Below are 15,234 nucleotides of genomic sequence, written 5' to 3' on the forward strand. Positions count from 1 at the left end.
TGTCAAATGTTTGACGCACTTGCCGGAACAACCCCCGTCGTTGTGACCGGGAGGCGCACATACGCGCGGATGGAACTCGAAGGCGGCCGTGATGGTCTTCGCAATGAGCGCATTCGCATGGGCTCTCTCCATACGATTTTGCCGGAGCCATGTTAGGATGTTTCTCCACTTGCATATGGAGGGCTGCACCGATGGAAATCAAATTCCAAGAGCAAGAGCGCTACGACATCAATAATGAAGGCTTGTTGTTCCAGGCACTTGTCAATGGCGAGAAGGTGACTTGCGTGGTGACACGCGAAGCACTGTGGGAAGGCTTCAGTGCCGACCAGGTACTGTCGCTGGAAGAGGCATTCCGTGCCGGCCGCGAAACCATCGAACGCGCCGCCGTGGTGCTGATCGAGCAGGGCGCGCCCCAGCCAATCGTCGTCAAGCGCGCCCACGTGGCGCCGATCTGATGCGGATGGATGCCCCGGCCAGGCCCCGGCATGCCGCGGGCGCCCATCTGTTATCAGGTTCCCAGACGTAGGGCCGTCCGGCCTTGCGTGCCAAGCCGGCAACGCCGGCACAGGCAGATTCCCGGTTTTCCCGTTTCAGTTTCCTGGTTTTTCCTGCAGCGTACTGTTGCTGAACGCTGGTGCGCGGCCGCCGCTCATGCCGGCGTGCCGGCGCTTCAGTTCATTGTGCTGCCGGGGCTGCGGCGCCAGGCCGTGACGCGCACTCTTCAAAGATCCGCACGGTGCATTGCGCGCAGATGTCCGGCGAGAGCTCGCCGACGATCGTGTGCAGCGCCTGCCGCTTGGTCGGGAAGATATGGTCGGCCCCGAGCTTGTCGGTAAAGCCGGTCTGCGCCCAGGTCTGCAGCACCTGCGTGCGCGGGCGGTGGAAGTACAGGTCGCCGCCCAGCGCGCGCCGTTCGGCGAGCTCGTTTTCCCACATCTCGGCACCGGCCAGGTCGATGAAGTTCATGCTCTTGGTCATCGCCAGCAGGTGCGTCTGGCCGGCGTTGACCGTGCGCAGCCAGTGCAGGCGATCCGTCACGTACTGCACCGCGCCGAAATAGATCGCGCCTTCCATGCGCAGCAGCTTCAGTTGCGGGCATTCCGGCTGCGGGCGGCGCAGCTCGTCCAGCGGCGTGAAGCGCCGGCCGGGATCGTCGGCATCGGGCACCAGGCTGCGCACGGCCGGCCGCGAGGTGCGGTACAGGTAGGCCACCAGCGACAGCACGGTGCCGAGCAGCACCGCCATCTCCAGCCGGATCACCAGCGTGGCGGCGAAGGTGCCGATGGCAATGGCGAACTCCGTGCGGCTGAGCGTGAAGATGCGGCGCAGCCGCGCGGTGTCGAGCAGGCCCCACGCCACCAGCAGCAGCATCGCGGCGATCGCCGCCATCGGGATCTGTGCCAGCAGCGGGGCGCTGACGGCCACCAGCGCCACCAGCCACAGCGCCGAGAACACGCTGGCCAGCGGCGTGCGCGCGCCGGCTTCGAAGTTGGGCACCGAGCGGTTGAGCGAGCCGCACGAGATATAGCCTGAGAAGAAGCCGCCCGCGATATTGGACAGGCCCTGGCCGATGAACTCGCGGTTGGCGTCGATATGCTGGCCCGAGCGCAGCGCCACCGCCTTGGCGATCGAGATCGACTGGCCCAGCGCGACGATGGTCAGCGCCGAGGCGATGCCCAGCAGGTCTGGCAGCTTGCGCCAGTCCACATCGGGAAGGTGGAAGCGCGGCAGCGCCGACGGGATCGGCCCAACCACGTTGACATGGTGGGCGCCGCCCGCGCCGGACTGGTTCAGCAGCAGCGCCACGCCGTAGCCGGCCAGCAGCCCCAGCAGCATGAACGGCAGCCGCCGCCACAGCCGCTTGCACAGCAGCGTCACCACCAGCGTGACCGCGCCTACGGTGGCCGCGCCCCAGTTGATGGCGTCGATGTTCTCGAACAGGTGGCGCAGCACGCCGAATGCACTGGTGCCGGTCGGCACCGCCAGCCCGAACAGGTCCTTGAGCGCATACAGGCCGATCAGCGTCGCGGCGCCGCAGGTGAAACCGAGCAGCACCGACGGCGAAATAAAGTTGGCCAGCGTGCCCAGCCGCAACGTGCCCACGGCGAGCTGCATCACGCCCACCACGATGGTGACCGCCAGCGCCAGCCCGATATAGGCCGGGCTGCCGGCAAACGCAAGCGGGCTCAGCATCGCGAACAATGCCAGCGAATTGGCGTTGGTCGGCCCCGACATCACGTGCCAGCTCGAACCGAACAGCGCCGCCACGATGCACGGCACCACCGCGCTGTAGATGCCGTATTGCGGCGGCAGGCCGGCCAGCGTGGCGAAGGCCACGCCCTGCGGCAGCACCAGCACGGCGCCGAGCAGGCCGGCCACCAGGTCGGCGCGCAGCGTGGTCTTGTCGACGCGCTGGCTCCATGGGAACAGGCGCGGCAGGAGTGATCCGGGATGGGACGCGGGCATCGGCAATGAAGGGGCAGGCTCAGCCGGCCTCGCCGCCGCGCCCAGGCGGTGGCGAGGCAACGGATTCGGGCGGGGTGGATTCGGGCAGGTTCGGCTGCGGCGCCAGGCCGGCCAGCATCGCGTCGAGCGCGCGGTAGACCTCGGTCAGACGCTCTGGGCCGAGCCGCTGCGCCAGCTCCTGGTAGCGTGCATCGACCAGCGGCTCCATTTGCACGATGATGGCGCGCGCCGACGGCGTCAGGCTGACCAGCTGGCGGCGCTGGTCGGTGGCAGAGCGGGTCCGTTCGACCAGCCCGGCGTCTTCCATGCCGCACAGCATGCGGGTCAGGCTGGGGCTCAGGATCAGGCAGGCTTCGGCCAGCTGGTTAGGCTCCATCGGCTCGCGCTCGTTGAGCGTGCGCATCACGCGCCATTGCTGCTCGGTGATGCCGAACTGCCGCAGGATCGGGCGAAAGCCGGCCAGCAATGTCTCGCGCACTTGCAGCAGCAGGTGAGGAAGGTTGCGGTGGCGGAACATGGCCTGGCGGGTGTGGCTCATGCCCGCAGTGTAGCGGGCGCGGCGCCGCGCGGCGAGCGGGGCTTGTGCGGACTTGCCTGAACCCGCGCGCGGCGCCAGCGGCGCGTTCAGCTGCAACTGAGCGTGGCGACCACCGGCGTGTGGTCAGATGGCTGCTCCCACGTGCGCGGCACGCGGTCGATCACGCAGGCGCTGCAGCCGCTGGTCAATGCCGGCGACAGCAGGATGTGGTCGATGCGCAGGCCCGCATTGCGGCGGAACGCCATCATGCGGTAGTCCCACCACGAGAAGGCCTTCTCCGGCTGCTCGAACTGGCGGAACGCATCCGCCAGGCCGAGCTCCACCAGCGCGGCAAAGGCGGCGCGCTCCTGCGGCGAGACCAGGTTCTGGCCTTCCCATTTCTTGGGGTCGTGCACGTCGCGGTCTTCCGGCGCGATATTGAAGTCGCCCAGCAGCGCCAGCTTCGGGTAGCGCTTCATTTCTTCGCGCAGCCAGGCCGTCATTGCATCCAGCCACTTGAGCTTGTAGACGAACTTGTCCGAGTCCGGCGCCTGCCCGTTGGGAAAGTAGGCGCAGACCAGCCGCAGGTCGCCGTATGTGGCAGCGATCACGCGCTGCTGCGCGTCCTCGAAGCCGGGGATGTTGCGCACCACGTCGGCGGGGCCGGGCATGCTGGCGTCGCGGGCGAGGATGGCCACGCCGTTGTACGTCTTCTGCCCGGTGTAGATGCTGTGGAAGCCCGCGTTCTCCAGTTCGGCGAGCGGGTACTTGTCGTCCGGCAGCTTCAGTTCCTGCAGGCACAGCGCGTCGATCGGCGCGCCGGCCTGGTCCTGCTCGGCCAGCCATTGCAGCACCTGCGGCAGGCGCACCTTGAGCGAGTTGACGTTCCAGCTGGCAATGCGAAGCGGGCCGCTGGCGGGCAGGGCGGCCGCGCTCATGCTGCCATCCCGCCGTGGCGCAGCAGCGCGTCGATCTGCGGCGCGCGGCCGCGGAACGCGACAAACGAGTCCATCGCCGGACGGCTGCCGCCGACCGACAGGATCTCGCGCTGGTAGCGCGCACCGGTCTCGCTGTCGAGCACGCTGCCCGACAGCTGCGCGGCTTCCTCGAACGCCGCGTACACGTCGGCCGACAGCACCTCGGCCCACTTGTAGCTGTAGTAGCCCGCCGCATAGCCGCCGGCGAAGATATGGCTGAAGGTGTTCGGCCAGCGCGACAGCGGATGCTGCGGCACCACGTGCACGCGGTCGTTGATCTGGCGCGACAGGTCCAGCACCGAGGTGGCGCCGGCCGGGTCGAAGTCGGTATGCAGGTGCATATCGAACGACGAGAACACGATCTGGCGCAGCGTCATCATGCCGTTCTGGAAGTTCTTGGCGGCCAGCATGCGATCGAACAGGGCGCGCGGCAGCGGCTCGCCGGTCTCGACATGCTGCGTCATGCCGGTCAGCACTTCGTACTCCCAGCAGAAGTTCTCCATGAACTGCGACGGCAGCTCCACCGCATCCCATTCCACGCCGTTGATGCCCGACACGCCGAGCTCGCCCACCTGCGTCAGCATGTGGTGCAGGCCATGGCCGAACTCATGGAACAGGGTGATCACCTCATCGTGCGTGAACAGCGCGGGCTTGCCGCCCACCGGCGCCGAGAAGTTGCAGGTCAGGTAGGCCACCGGCGTCTGCACGCCGCCTTGCTCCAGCACCTTGCGGCCGCGCGCGTCGTCCATCCAGGCGCCGCCGCGCTTGCCTTCGCGCGCGTACAGGTCGATGTAGAACTGGGCCAGCAGCGTGCCGTCGGCGGTGGTGACGCGGAAGAAGCGCGCGTCCTTGTGCCAGGTCTGCGCCTGCTCAGGCTCGATGCGCACCGAGAACAGCTTCTGCACCACGCCGAACAGGCCCTCGAGTACCTTCGCTTCCGGGAAGTACTGCTTGACCTCTTGCTCGGAGAACGCATAGCGCTGCTGGCGCAGCTTCTCCGAGGCATAGGCGACGTCCCACGGCGCCAGTTCAGGCAGCCCCAGCTCTGCCGCGGCAAAGGCCTTCATTTCGGCCCAGTCCTTCTCGGCGTAGGGGCGCGCCTTGACGGCGAGCTCGTCGAGGAACTTCAGCACCTCGGCCGGCGATTCGGCCATCTTCGGCACCAGCGAGACTTCGCCGTAGCACTGGTAGCCCAGCATCTGCGCCTCTTCGCGGCGCAGGGCCAGCTGCTCGCGCATATTGGCGGTGTTGTCCCAGTCGGCCTGGCCCTGGCCATGCTGCGGGCCCAGTTCCGAGGCGCGCGTGACATTGGCTTCATACAGGGTCTGGCGCAGCGCGCGGTCGTCCGCGTACTGCAGCACCGGGAAGTAGGACGGGAAGTGCAGCGTGAATTTCCAGCCGGCCTTGCCATCCTTCTCGGCGGCATGGCGGGCGGCTTCCCTGGCGTCGTCGGGCAGGCCGGACAGTCGGGCCTCGTCCTCGACATGCAGCGCGTAGGCGTTGGTGGCATCCAGCACGTGGTCGGAGAAGGCCTTGGACAGCTGGGCCTGCTGCTCCTGGATCTCGGCGAAGCGCGGCTTCTTGTCTTCAGGCAGTTCGGCACCGCCCAGGCGGAAGCCGCGCAGTTCGTTTTCGATCAGCTGGTGGCGCGCCGCGCTCATGCCTGCGAACTCCGGGCTGGCAGCCAGCGCCTTGTACTTGTCATACAGCGCCAGGCTCTGGCCGAGCGAGGACCAGAACTCGGTCATGCGCGGCAGGTTCTCGGCGTGAGCCTTGCGCAGTTCGGGCGTATCGGCCACGGCGCTCAGGTGGCTGACCACGCCCCAGGCGCGGCCCAGCGGCTCGGTGGCCGCTTCCAGCGCCTGCACGGCGTTGCCCCAGTCGGCGGGCGTGGCCGGATCTTCAGCGCGGGCGACGGCCTGCTGTGCGCTTTCCAGCAGCACGTCCAGCGCCGGGCTGATGTGCTCGGGCCGGATCTCGGCAAAGCGGGGCAGGTCGGAAAAGTCCAGCAGAGGATTGGTAGCGTTGGCGGCTTGGTCCATGGCGTGTTCTCGGTTGGCTGGCCTCGATCGGGCAATCATCCCGCAGATGGGGCCGGGGCGCCGGATTTTCCAGGGCCCCGGGTGGCGTATCGTACGCGCGGCCTCAGCCGGCGGCGCGCTCGGCGGCTTCCAGCGTATTGACCAGCAGCATGGTGATGGTCATCGGGCCGACGCCGCCCGGCACCGGCGTGATGTAGCCGGCGACTTCACGCACGCCGGCAAAGTCGACGTCGCCGCACAGCTTGCCGTTGTCGTCGCGGTTCATGCCCACGTCGATCACCACCGCGCCCGGTTTGACCATGTCGGCGCTGATCAGGTTGCGTTTGCCGACCGCGGCCACCACCACATCCGCGTCGCGGGTGTGGGCGCCGATGTCGCGCGTCTTGCTGTTGCAGATGGTGACGGTGGCGCCGGCCTGCAGCAGCAGCATCGCCATCGGCTTGCCGACGATATTGGAGGCGCCCACCACCACGGCGCGGGCGCCGCGCAGCGGGAACTGGACCGATTCCAGCATCTTCATGCAGCCGTAGGGCGTGCACGGGCGGAACAGCGGGGCACCGGTCATCAGCGCGCCGGCATTGGCCACATGGAAGCCGTCGACATCCTTTTCCGGGGCGATGGCTTCAAGCACCTTGTGGCTGTCGATATGCTTGGGCAGGGGCAGCTGCACCAGGATGCCGTGGATGTTCGGGTCCTGGTTCAGGGCGTCGATGCGGGCCAGCAGTTCCGCCTCCGACAGGTCGGCCGGGTAGCGGTCGAGCGAGGAATGAAAGCCGTTGTCCTGGCAGGCCTTGACCTTGTTGCGGACGTAGACCTGGCTGGCCGGGTCCTCGCCGACCAGGATCACGGCCAGGCCGGGCCGGTGGCCACGCTCGGTCAGGCGGGCGGCGCGCAGGGCGGCTTCGGAGCGGATTTGTTTGGCAAGGGCATTGCCGTCGATCAGTTGGGCAGGCATGGAGGCAGGGCGGGTTTGTGGCCGGGAGGTGGAGGTGCCGCCGCGCGCCGGAGCGCGGGTTGGGCTAAAGGCGGAATTATAAAGGTTGCGTGGGGCTTGCCGCACGGAGCTTGAGCGGGTGCAAGGCCGGGCGGGGGCAGCGCTGGTAGCATCGGCCGCATGCACACCGCGCTTCCATCCCTGCTGTCCCATCCCTTGCTGCTGTTGCTGTCCCTGGCGGGGCTGCTGTGGGCGCTGACGCGCCGGCCCTGGCAGCTGCTGCGGCGCAATGCGCTGCAGAACGCCTGGCTGGGTGCGATGGTGCTGGTGGCGCTGCTGTGGACGTTGCGCGCCACGCTGGTCGGCGGGCTGGTGATCCAGTTGCTCGGCGCCACGCTGATGGTGACGCTGTTCGGGCTGCCGCTGGCGCTGCTGTCGCTGTTCGTGGTCGACGTGGTGTCGCTGTTCGGGCTCGAATACCTGGCCGGGCATGGCTGGGCCCAGTTCGACTGGCCCTCGCTGTGGGTGCGCTACGTCTGGCTGGCGCTGCTGCCGGCGCTGATCTCCGCGGCGTTGCAGGCGATGATGCGGCGCCTGCTGCCGCGGCATCCGTTCGTCTTTATCCTCGGACACGGCTATTTCACGGCCGGGCTGGCCGCGCTGGGCGCCAGCGCGGCCGAGGCCGGCTGGCGCCACCTGACGGCACCGGGCCTGCCATGGAGCGTTGCCGATACCCTGACGGCAGCCGTCATCCTGGCCTTCGGCGAGGCCTTCCTGACCGGCATGCTGGTGGCGATTTTTGTGGTCTATCGGCCACAGTGGGTCGTCACGTTCCGGGACGAGGAATACCTGGACCGATGACGGGGCTGACGGGATGCAGGGGCGGCGCCGGACGGCGCGCGGAGAGGGCAGCCGGTGCGGCCGCGGGGCCGCACCGAGTCAGGCAGAGGCAGGCGCCAGCCGCTCAGCTGTTGCGCGACAGCGCCAGGCGCAGCAGGTCGGCGACGGTGTTGACGTTGAGCTTTTCCATGATGTTGGCGCGGTGCGCCTCCACGGTCTTGATGGAAATGCCCAGGTCATCGGCGATCTGCTTGTTCAGGCGGCCGGCAACGATGCGCTCGAGCACCTGCTGCTCGCGCGTGGTCAGCTTGCCCAGCAGGTCCTTGGCGGCGCGCTGCTCGCGTGCGGCGGAATGGTCGGTGCGGGCCTTGGTCAGCATGCGCTCGACCAGTGCGCGCAGCTCGGATTCATCGAAGGGCTTTTCGATGAAGTCGATGGCGCCGCGCTTCATCGTCGATACCGCCATCGGCACGTCGCCGTGGCCGGTGATAAAGACGATGGGAATGTCGATCTGCTCGGCCAGCATGCGCTCCTGCAGTTCCGGGCCGCTCATGCCGGGCATGCGCACGTCAAGGATCAGGCACGACACCTGGCTGGCATCGTAGGCGGCGAGGAACTGCTCGGCGCTGGTGAAGCTGCGCACCTGATAGCCATTGCCCTCCAGCAGCCAGGTCAGCGAGTCGCGCATGGCTTCATCGTCGTCGACGATGAACACGGTCTCGCCGCGGTGGGGCGTGGGGTTTGGCGTTGCGGTCATGTAGTCTCCTCGGGACAACAATTCATTGCTGCGAAGTGTAACCGGCAGCGGCCCTCTGTGGCGAGACAGGCCCCCCACATCCGTGGGGGAAACGGGGCGGGCCGGCTTTTTCTGGAATCCTTGGGCATGCCCGGGCGCGAAGGCCCCGGCAACAGGGCCTGTGCTTCGGCTTAATGCTCGGCCAGCGCCGATTGCAGCGGCAGCATGATTTTAAATGTACAGCCGATGCCGTCGGCATTGTTCTCCACCCACAGGCGGCCCTGGTGCGACTCGATGATCGAGCGGCAGATGTTCAGCCCCATGCCCATGCCGTCGGACTTGGTGCTGAAGAAGGGCTCGAACAGGCGCTCCTTGGTGGCTTCGTCCACGCCCGGGCCCTGGTCGATCACGTCGATATGGACGTTGTCGCCGATCTCGCCCGGCTCCACCCGCGCGTGCAGGCGCACCACGCCGCCGGCGTGCAGGGCGGGCAGGCCGGCCATGGCCTCGACCGCGTTCTTGAGCAGGTTCACCAGCACCTGCTCGATCAGCACCGGGTCGACATAGACCGTCAGCGGCGGGGTCGGCAGGCGGGTCAGGATGGTGACGCGGCGGCGCGTGGCCTCCAGGTCGGCCAGGCCTACCGCGTCGGCGACGATGTCGTGCAGCGCGGCCTCGCGCCGCTGCGGCTGGCTGCGCTTCACGAAGCCGCGGATGCGGCTGATGATGGTGCCGGCGCGCACCGCCTGGGCCGAGGTCTTCTCCAGCACCGGGATCAGGTCCTCCGGCGTGCTGCGGCCCGAGTGCAGCCGCGCCACCGCGCCCATGCAGTAGTTGTTGATGGCCGCCAGCGGCTGGTTCAGCTCATGCGCCAGCGACGAGGCCATCTCGCCCATGGTGGTCAGGCGGCTGGTGAACTGCAGGCGCTCTTCATGCTGGCGCGCCATTTCCTCGGCGGCCTTGCGCACGGTGATGTCGGTGGCGATCTGCATCTGCGCCAGGTGGCCGTCGACCCACTGGATATAGCGGCGGCGCACTTCGAACCATTTCTGCATGTCCGGCACGAACACTTCGCGCGCATCCGATGCGTACGGCATCAGCTCGGACGCCGGCAGGCCGGCATAGGCGTCGACATAGTCGGTGTTGTCGCTGGAGACCTGGTCCTTGTCGAGGTCGTCGCCGGCCAGCTTCAGGTGGCCCTCGGCCTCCCAGCCGAACAGCTGGCGGTAATAGCGGTTGGCAAAGAGCAGCTCCGCCTTGTCGGTGGCCAGCACCGACACCGCGGCGTCCAGGCTTTCCAGCACCGTGGTGAAGCGGTCATGCGCGGCGGCCAGTTCCTCGCGCGCGCGCTTGGGCTCGGTGATGTCCGTCATCGAGCTCATCCAGCCGGTATGGCGGCCGCGGCTGTCCACCAGCGGCGACACGTACATGCGCGCATAGAAGCTGCTGCCGTCGCGGCGCATCACGCGCATCTCGTAGCCGCCGGCGGGCGACTTGCCCTGCAGGGTCAGGTCGATCTGCTTCTGCATTTCCTGCTGGTCGTTGGGCGGCCAGTAGGGGAAGGGCGGCAGGCGCCCGACCAGGTCGTTCTCCTGCCAGCCGGTCATGCGGCAGAAGGCCGGGTTGACATAGGTGATGCGGCCGTTCAGGTCGAGCGCGCGCAGGCCGATCAGCATCGAGTTTTCCATCGCGCGCCGGAACGAGGTCTCGGCCAGCAGCGCGCGCTGCGCCTCGGAGCGGCGGCTGGTGTGGCGCCACATGCTCCACAGGCTCCACAGCAGGAAGCACGACAGCCCCACCACCAGCCACAGCAGCATGTTGTTGGGCAGGTTCGACGCCGGCGGGTAGGCATCGGCGCGCAGCGACAGCGAGTGGCCCGGCGGATCCAGCAGCACCTCGTACGACAGCGCGTTGCCCGGCACCGGCCGCAATGAGGTGCTGGCGCGGGTCTGGTTGTTCTTGTCGATCAGCGAGAAGCGGTAGCGCTCGGTCAGCTCGGGCGGCAGCAGGTGCGTCAGGATGCCGTTGATCGAGTACAGCGCGCCAAGCGTGCCGAGAAACTCGTTGTCGCGCACGATCGGCACTTCCATCAGCATGAAGCTGTCGCCGCGCTCGTTGACCAGCGGGCGCGAATAGACCACGCGCTGGGTCTCGCGCGCGGCGTCGAAGGTGTCGAGCACTTCCGGTTCGAGCGGCTGGTCCTGGTTCTCGCGCAGGCGGCTGGCGAATTCCGAGGTCGATGGCAGCGACCAGCGGCCGCGCTTGGTGGCATCGAGCCAGTTGATGAAGACGATCTCGGGGTTTTCGCGCAGGATTTCCTGCGCCGCGGTGCGGTAGGCGCCTTGCTCAAGCTGCGCGGCGGCGATGTCGCGCGCCAGCGAGGCCAGCTGGTCCTGGTTGCTTAGCAGCGACAGGCGCACGCGCTGCTGTGCCCAGGCCGCGTCGCGGTACAGGGCGTCGCGCTGCTGCTGGCGCTCGGTCTCGTGCAGGGACCACAGGATCACGCCCATGGCCACCGTGAACAGTACGATGGCAACCAGCGGGATGAACATGAACCAGCTGGTGGCCACCAGGTTGCGCCAGCGCAGCCACCACAGCCCGCGCGGTGCGGCCACGGGGGCGCCGTCGTCGGGGCCCAGCGGCTCGATCGGCCCCAGTCCGGCAGCCGGCGAAGGGGCGTGCGCGGGATCGCCTCCGGCCGCCTTGGCTGACCCCGACGCGTCGGGAGGAAGCATGGCTGCACGCAGGCTGGAAAGGAGTCGGTTGAAAAACGGCATGGGAGGGATTGACGGCTGACCGACCAGTGTACCGAGATTATTGCGGTGCGTCGCTTGGGGAAAGCGCCAATGAAAACATTGCTGCTGCGGCCGGGGCGGGCAGGCTTATGGCGCATGGCGGGCCAGCCGGGCAGTGATTCTTGGTGCGCTGCCGCATAATTCCACATTATAAAAAACGATACCGCAATTTGAAAATTTCACTTGTGCTGGACTTTGGGCTTCCATAGAATCGGTTCGACCCAAGAATGCGGGCGGCAGCCATGCGCCTGCCGCGCGGAGAAACCGGAACAGGTTTCCCGGCGGCGGCCCCGATGCAAGGCGGCATGGCGCCGGATCCGCAAGTCGGTGCGAGTCATACGTAAAGTCGTGTCCGGGCGCTGCCAGCGCGGGCGCGGATGCAAAGAATTCACCCAGGAGACAGTCATGTCCGCCGTACCAGAGCAGATTCTCGGCGCCTCGAGCGCCAACGACGCCGATCCCCAGGAAACCCATGAATGGCTCGACGCCCTGCAGGGCGTCCTGGCCGCCGAAGGTCCGGCGCGCGCCGCTTTCCTGATCGACAAGCAGATCGAATACGCACGCGTGAACGGCGTCACCCAGCCGTTCCACGCCGAGACGCAGTACATCAACACGATTCCGGTCGAGCAGCAGGCCCGCATCCCCGGCGACCAGGACATCGAGCACCGGATCCGCTCGTACACCCGCTGGAACGCCATGGCGATGGTGCTGCGCGCCAACAAGCACACCAACGTCGGCGGCCACATCTCGTCGTTCGCCTCGGCGGCCACGCTGTATGACGTCGGCTACAACCACTTCTGGCGCGCCCCGTCGGAAGCCAGCGGCGGCGACCTGGTGTTCGTGCAGGGCCACTCGGCTCCGGGCGTGTATTCGCGCGCCTTCCTGCTCGGCCGCCTGACCCAGGACCAGCTCGACAACTTCCGCCAGGAAGTGGACGGCAAGGGCATCTCGTCCTACCCGCACCCGTGGCTGATGCCGGACTTCTGGCAGTTCCCGACGGTGTCGATGGGCCTGGGCCCGATCATGGCCATCTACCAGGCCCGCTTCATGAAGTACCTGGACAGCCGCGGCCTGGCCAAGGCAGGCGACCGCAAGGTCTGGGCCTTTCTGGGCGACGGCGAGACCGACGAGCCCGAATCGCTGGGCGCGATCGGCATGGCCGGCCGCGAGAAGCTCGACAACCTGGTCTTCGTCATCAACTGCAACCTGCAGCGCCTGGACGGCCCGGTGCGCGGCAACGGCAAGATCATCCAGGAACTGGAATCCGAATTCCGCGGTGCCGGCTGGAACGTGATCAAGGTGGTGTGGGGCAGCAAGTGGGATTCGCTGCTGGCGCGCGACACCAAGGGCCTGCTGATGAAGCGCATGATGGAATGCGTCGACGGCGAGTACCAGACCATGAAGGCCAAGGACGGCGCCTACGTCCGCGAGCACTTCTTCAACACGCCTGAGCTGAAGGCGATGGTGGCCGACTGGTCCGACGACGACATCTGGCGCCTGAACCGCGGCGGCCACGATCCGCACAAGATCTACGCCGCCTACAAGTCCGCCAGCGAGCACAAGGGCCAGCCCACGCTGATCCTGGCCAAGACCATCAAGGGCTATGGCATGGGCGACGCCGGCCAGGCCATGAACGTGGCCCACCAGCAGAAGAAGATGCCGGTGGACGCGATCCGCAAGTTCCGCGACCAGTTCAACCTCCCCGTTGCCGACGACCAGCTCGAAGAGGTGCCGTACATCACCTTCCCGGAAGGTTCGAAGGAACTGGAATACATGCGCCAGGCGCGGCAGAACCTGGGCGGCTACCTGCCGGCCCGCCGCCAGAAGGCCGAAGCCCTGCCGGTCCCGCAGCTGTCCGCGTTCGACGCGCTGCTCAAGGCCACCGGCGAAGGCCGCGAAGTGTCCACCACCATGGCCTTCGTGCGGATCCTGAACACGCTGCTGAAAGACAAGCAGATCGGCAAGCACGTGGTGCCCATCGTGCCGGACGAGTCGCGCACCTTCGGCATGGAAGGCCTGTTCCGCCAGGTCGGCATCTGGAACCAGGAAGGCCAGAAGTACGTGCCGGAAGACCATGACCAGCTGATGTTCTACAAGGAATCGCAGACTGGCCAGGTGCTGCAGGAAGGCATCAACGAAGCCGGCGCCATGTGCGACTGGATCGCGGCCGCCACGTCGTACTCGACGCACGGCGTGCAGATGATCCCGTTCTACATCTACTACTCGATGTTCGGCATCCAGCGTATCGGCGACCTGTGCTGGGCCGCTGCCGACATGCGCTCGCGCGGCTTCCTGCTGGGCGGCACCGCCGGCCGCACCACGCTGAACGGCGAAGGCCTGCAGCATGAAGACGGCCACTCGCACGTGTTCCACGCCGCGATCCCGAACTGCATCTCGTACGACCCGACCTTCCAGTACGAGCTGGCGGTGGTCATGCAGGACGGCCTGCGCCGCATGTACGCCGAGCAGGAAGACGTCTACTACTACCTGACGGTGATGAACGAGAACTACGAGCATCCGGAAATGCCGGCTGGCGTGGAGCAGGACATCGTCAAGGGCATGTACCAGTTCCGCAAGGGCGTCGAGAACAGCAACGCGCCGCGCGTGCAGCTGCTGGGCTCGGGCACGATCTTCCGCGAGGTGATCGCCGCTGCTGACCTGCTCAAGAAGGACTGGGGCGTGGAGTCGGACCTGTGGGGCTGCCCGAGCTTCACCGAACTGGCCCGCGAAGGCCACGACGTCGAGCGCTTCAACCTGCTGCACCCGACCGAGACCCCGCGCGAATCGCACGTGGCCAAGAGCCTGAAGTCGGCCCGCGGCCCGGTGATCGCCTCCACCGACTACGTGCGTGCGTTTGCCGAGCAGATCCGTCCGTTCGTGCCGCGCCGCTACGTGGTGCTGGGCACCGACGGCTTCGGCCGCTCGGACACGCGCGAGAAGCTGCGCCACTTCTTTGAAGTGGACCGCTACTGGGTCACGCTGGCCGCGCTCAAGGCGCTGGCCGACGAGGGTGCGATCGGCCGCGACAAGGTTGCCGAGGCCATCAAGAAGTACAACCTCGACCCGAACAAGCCCAACCCGATGTCGGTCTGATCCGGCAGCCTGCACCAACCCCCGCAGTACGGCAACGCCGTGCCGCGGGCGCCCCGGCCAGATGCCGGACGGCGCCTTGCGGCATGGCGGCGTGACAGAAGCGGGCGGCGAAGGTAATCTCGCCGCTTGCGGATGTCGCGCGTGCCGGCCTGCCCAGGAGACACTGAATGAGTCAAGCGATTGAAATCAAGGTGCCGGATATCGGCGACTATGACGCCGTTCCCGTCATCGAAGTGCATGTGAAACCCGGCGACAGCATCAACGCGGAAGACGCGCTGGTGACGCTGGAATCGGACAAGGCCACCATGGACGTGCCCTCGCCGCAGGCCGGCGTGGTCAAGGACGTCCGCATCAAGGTGGGCGACAACGTGTCCGAAGGCTCGGTGCTGGTGATGCTGGAGGCGGCCAACGAGCCCGCCGCCACCGCACCTGCCCCTGCTGCCGCAGCACCGGCGCCGGCCGCCGCAGCCCCCGCACCGGCTCCTGCCCCCGCAGCAGCCCCAGCCGCGGCCCCGGCCGCTGGCGGTGGCGGCACCATCGAGGTCAAGGTGCCCGATATCGGCGACTACGACGCCGTGCCGGTCATCGAAGTCCACGTCAAGGCGGGCGACACCATTAACGCCGAAGACGCCGTGGTGACGCTGGAGTCCGACAAGGCCACCATGGACGTGCCGTCGCCGCAAGGCGGCGTGGTCAAGGAAGTCAAGGTCAAGGTCGGTGACAACGTCGCCGAAGGCACGCTGCTGCTGATCCTGGAAGGCGCCGCCGCAGCCGCCGCCCCGGCAGCTGCCGCCGCGGCACCGGCTCCGGCTGCCAGCGCGCCCGCACCGGCAC

11 protein-coding genes are annotated in these 15,234 nt (G+C 67.5%); 4 read left to right on the forward strand and 7 right to left on the reverse strand.

Annotated features, from left to right (window positions below):
• Positions 1–191: 191 nt before the first annotated feature.
• Positions 192–455, forward strand: coding sequence for a DUF1488 family protein (locus AC3WLE_RS29355; RefSeq protein ID WP_010813081.1), 264 nt, complete (start codon positions 192–194; stop codon positions 453–455).
• A 220-nt stretch (positions 456–675) separates the two neighbouring features.
• Here AC3WLE_RS29355 and AC3WLE_RS29360 read toward each other — a convergent pair whose 3' ends face one another.
• The 5 genes from AC3WLE_RS29360 to folD form a co-directional block, all read right to left on the reverse strand.
• Positions 676–2,466 carry a SulP family inorganic anion transporter gene (locus tag AC3WLE_RS29360; protein ID WP_492357003.1) on the reverse strand — a complete coding sequence of 597 codons (1,791 nt, stop codon included), beginning with the start codon at positions 2,464–2,466 and terminating at the stop codon, positions 676–678.
• Positions 2,467–2,485: 19 nt separating this feature from the next.
• Positions 2,486–3,004 (reverse strand): homoprotocatechuate degradation operon regulator HpaR, encoded by a 519-nt coding sequence (gene hpaR, locus AC3WLE_RS29365; RefSeq protein WP_492357004.1) that lies wholly within the window; start codon positions 3,002–3,004, stop codon positions 2,486–2,488.
• Between the two features lie 86 nt (positions 3,005–3,090).
• On the reverse strand, positions 3,091–3,921 hold the full coding sequence (gene xth, locus AC3WLE_RS29370; RefSeq protein ID WP_492320503.1) for an exodeoxyribonuclease III: 831 nt from the start codon (positions 3,919–3,921) through the stop codon (positions 3,091–3,093).
• A complete protein-coding gene (locus AC3WLE_RS29375; RefSeq protein ID WP_492320504.1) occupies positions 3,918–6,002 on the reverse strand; it encodes a M3 family metallopeptidase in 2,085 nt (694 codons plus the stop codon). Before AC3WLE_RS29375 ends, xth begins: the two co-directional genes overlap by 4 nt.
• A 103-nt stretch (positions 6,003–6,105) precedes the next feature.
• Positions 6,106–6,957, reverse strand: a complete 852-nt coding sequence (folD, locus tag AC3WLE_RS29380) for a bifunctional methylenetetrahydrofolate dehydrogenase/methenyltetrahydrofolate cyclohydrolase FolD (RefSeq protein ID WP_492320505.1) — start codon at positions 6,955–6,957, stop codon at positions 6,106–6,108.
• A 159-nt stretch (positions 6,958–7,116) separates the two neighbouring features.
• Between folD and AC3WLE_RS29385 the strand changes: the two genes are divergently transcribed.
• On the forward strand, positions 7,117–7,797 hold the full coding sequence (locus tag AC3WLE_RS29385; RefSeq protein WP_492320506.1) for a hypothetical protein: 681 nt from the start codon (positions 7,117–7,119) through the stop codon (positions 7,795–7,797).
• 103 nt (positions 7,798–7,900) lie between these two features.
• Here the strand turns inward: AC3WLE_RS29385 and AC3WLE_RS29390 are convergent, their stop codons facing one another.
• Together AC3WLE_RS29390 and AC3WLE_RS29395 are read right to left on the reverse strand one after the other, a co-directional pair.
• Positions 7,901–8,533 carry a response regulator transcription factor gene (locus tag AC3WLE_RS29390; RefSeq protein ID WP_010813074.1) on the reverse strand — a complete coding sequence of 211 codons (633 nt, stop codon included), beginning with the start codon at positions 8,531–8,533 and terminating at the stop codon, positions 7,901–7,903.
• Positions 8,534–8,703: 170 nt separating this feature from the next.
• On the reverse strand, positions 8,704–11,289 hold the full coding sequence (locus tag AC3WLE_RS29395; protein WP_492351659.1) for a PAS domain S-box protein: 2,586 nt from the start codon (positions 11,287–11,289) through the stop codon (positions 8,704–8,706).
• A 423-nt stretch (positions 11,290–11,712) separates the two neighbouring features.
• Here AC3WLE_RS29395 and aceE point away from each other — a divergent pair, with 423 nt between their 5' ends.
• The gene (aceE, locus tag AC3WLE_RS29400; protein WP_492351658.1) at positions 11,713–14,400 is read left to right on the forward strand and encodes a pyruvate dehydrogenase (acetyl-transferring), homodimeric type; all 2,688 of its coding nucleotides are present in this window, start codon (positions 11,713–11,715) and stop codon (positions 14,398–14,400) included.
• Positions 14,401–14,567: 167 nt separating this feature from the next.
• Positions 14,568–15,234, forward strand: a 667-nt coding sequence (locus AC3WLE_RS29405) for a biotin/lipoyl-containing protein (protein ID WP_492359049.1), incomplete at its 3' end; no start/stop codon positions are given.

It is taken from the genome of Cupriavidus sp. FW306-1B-F12B (assembly GCF_058781795.1).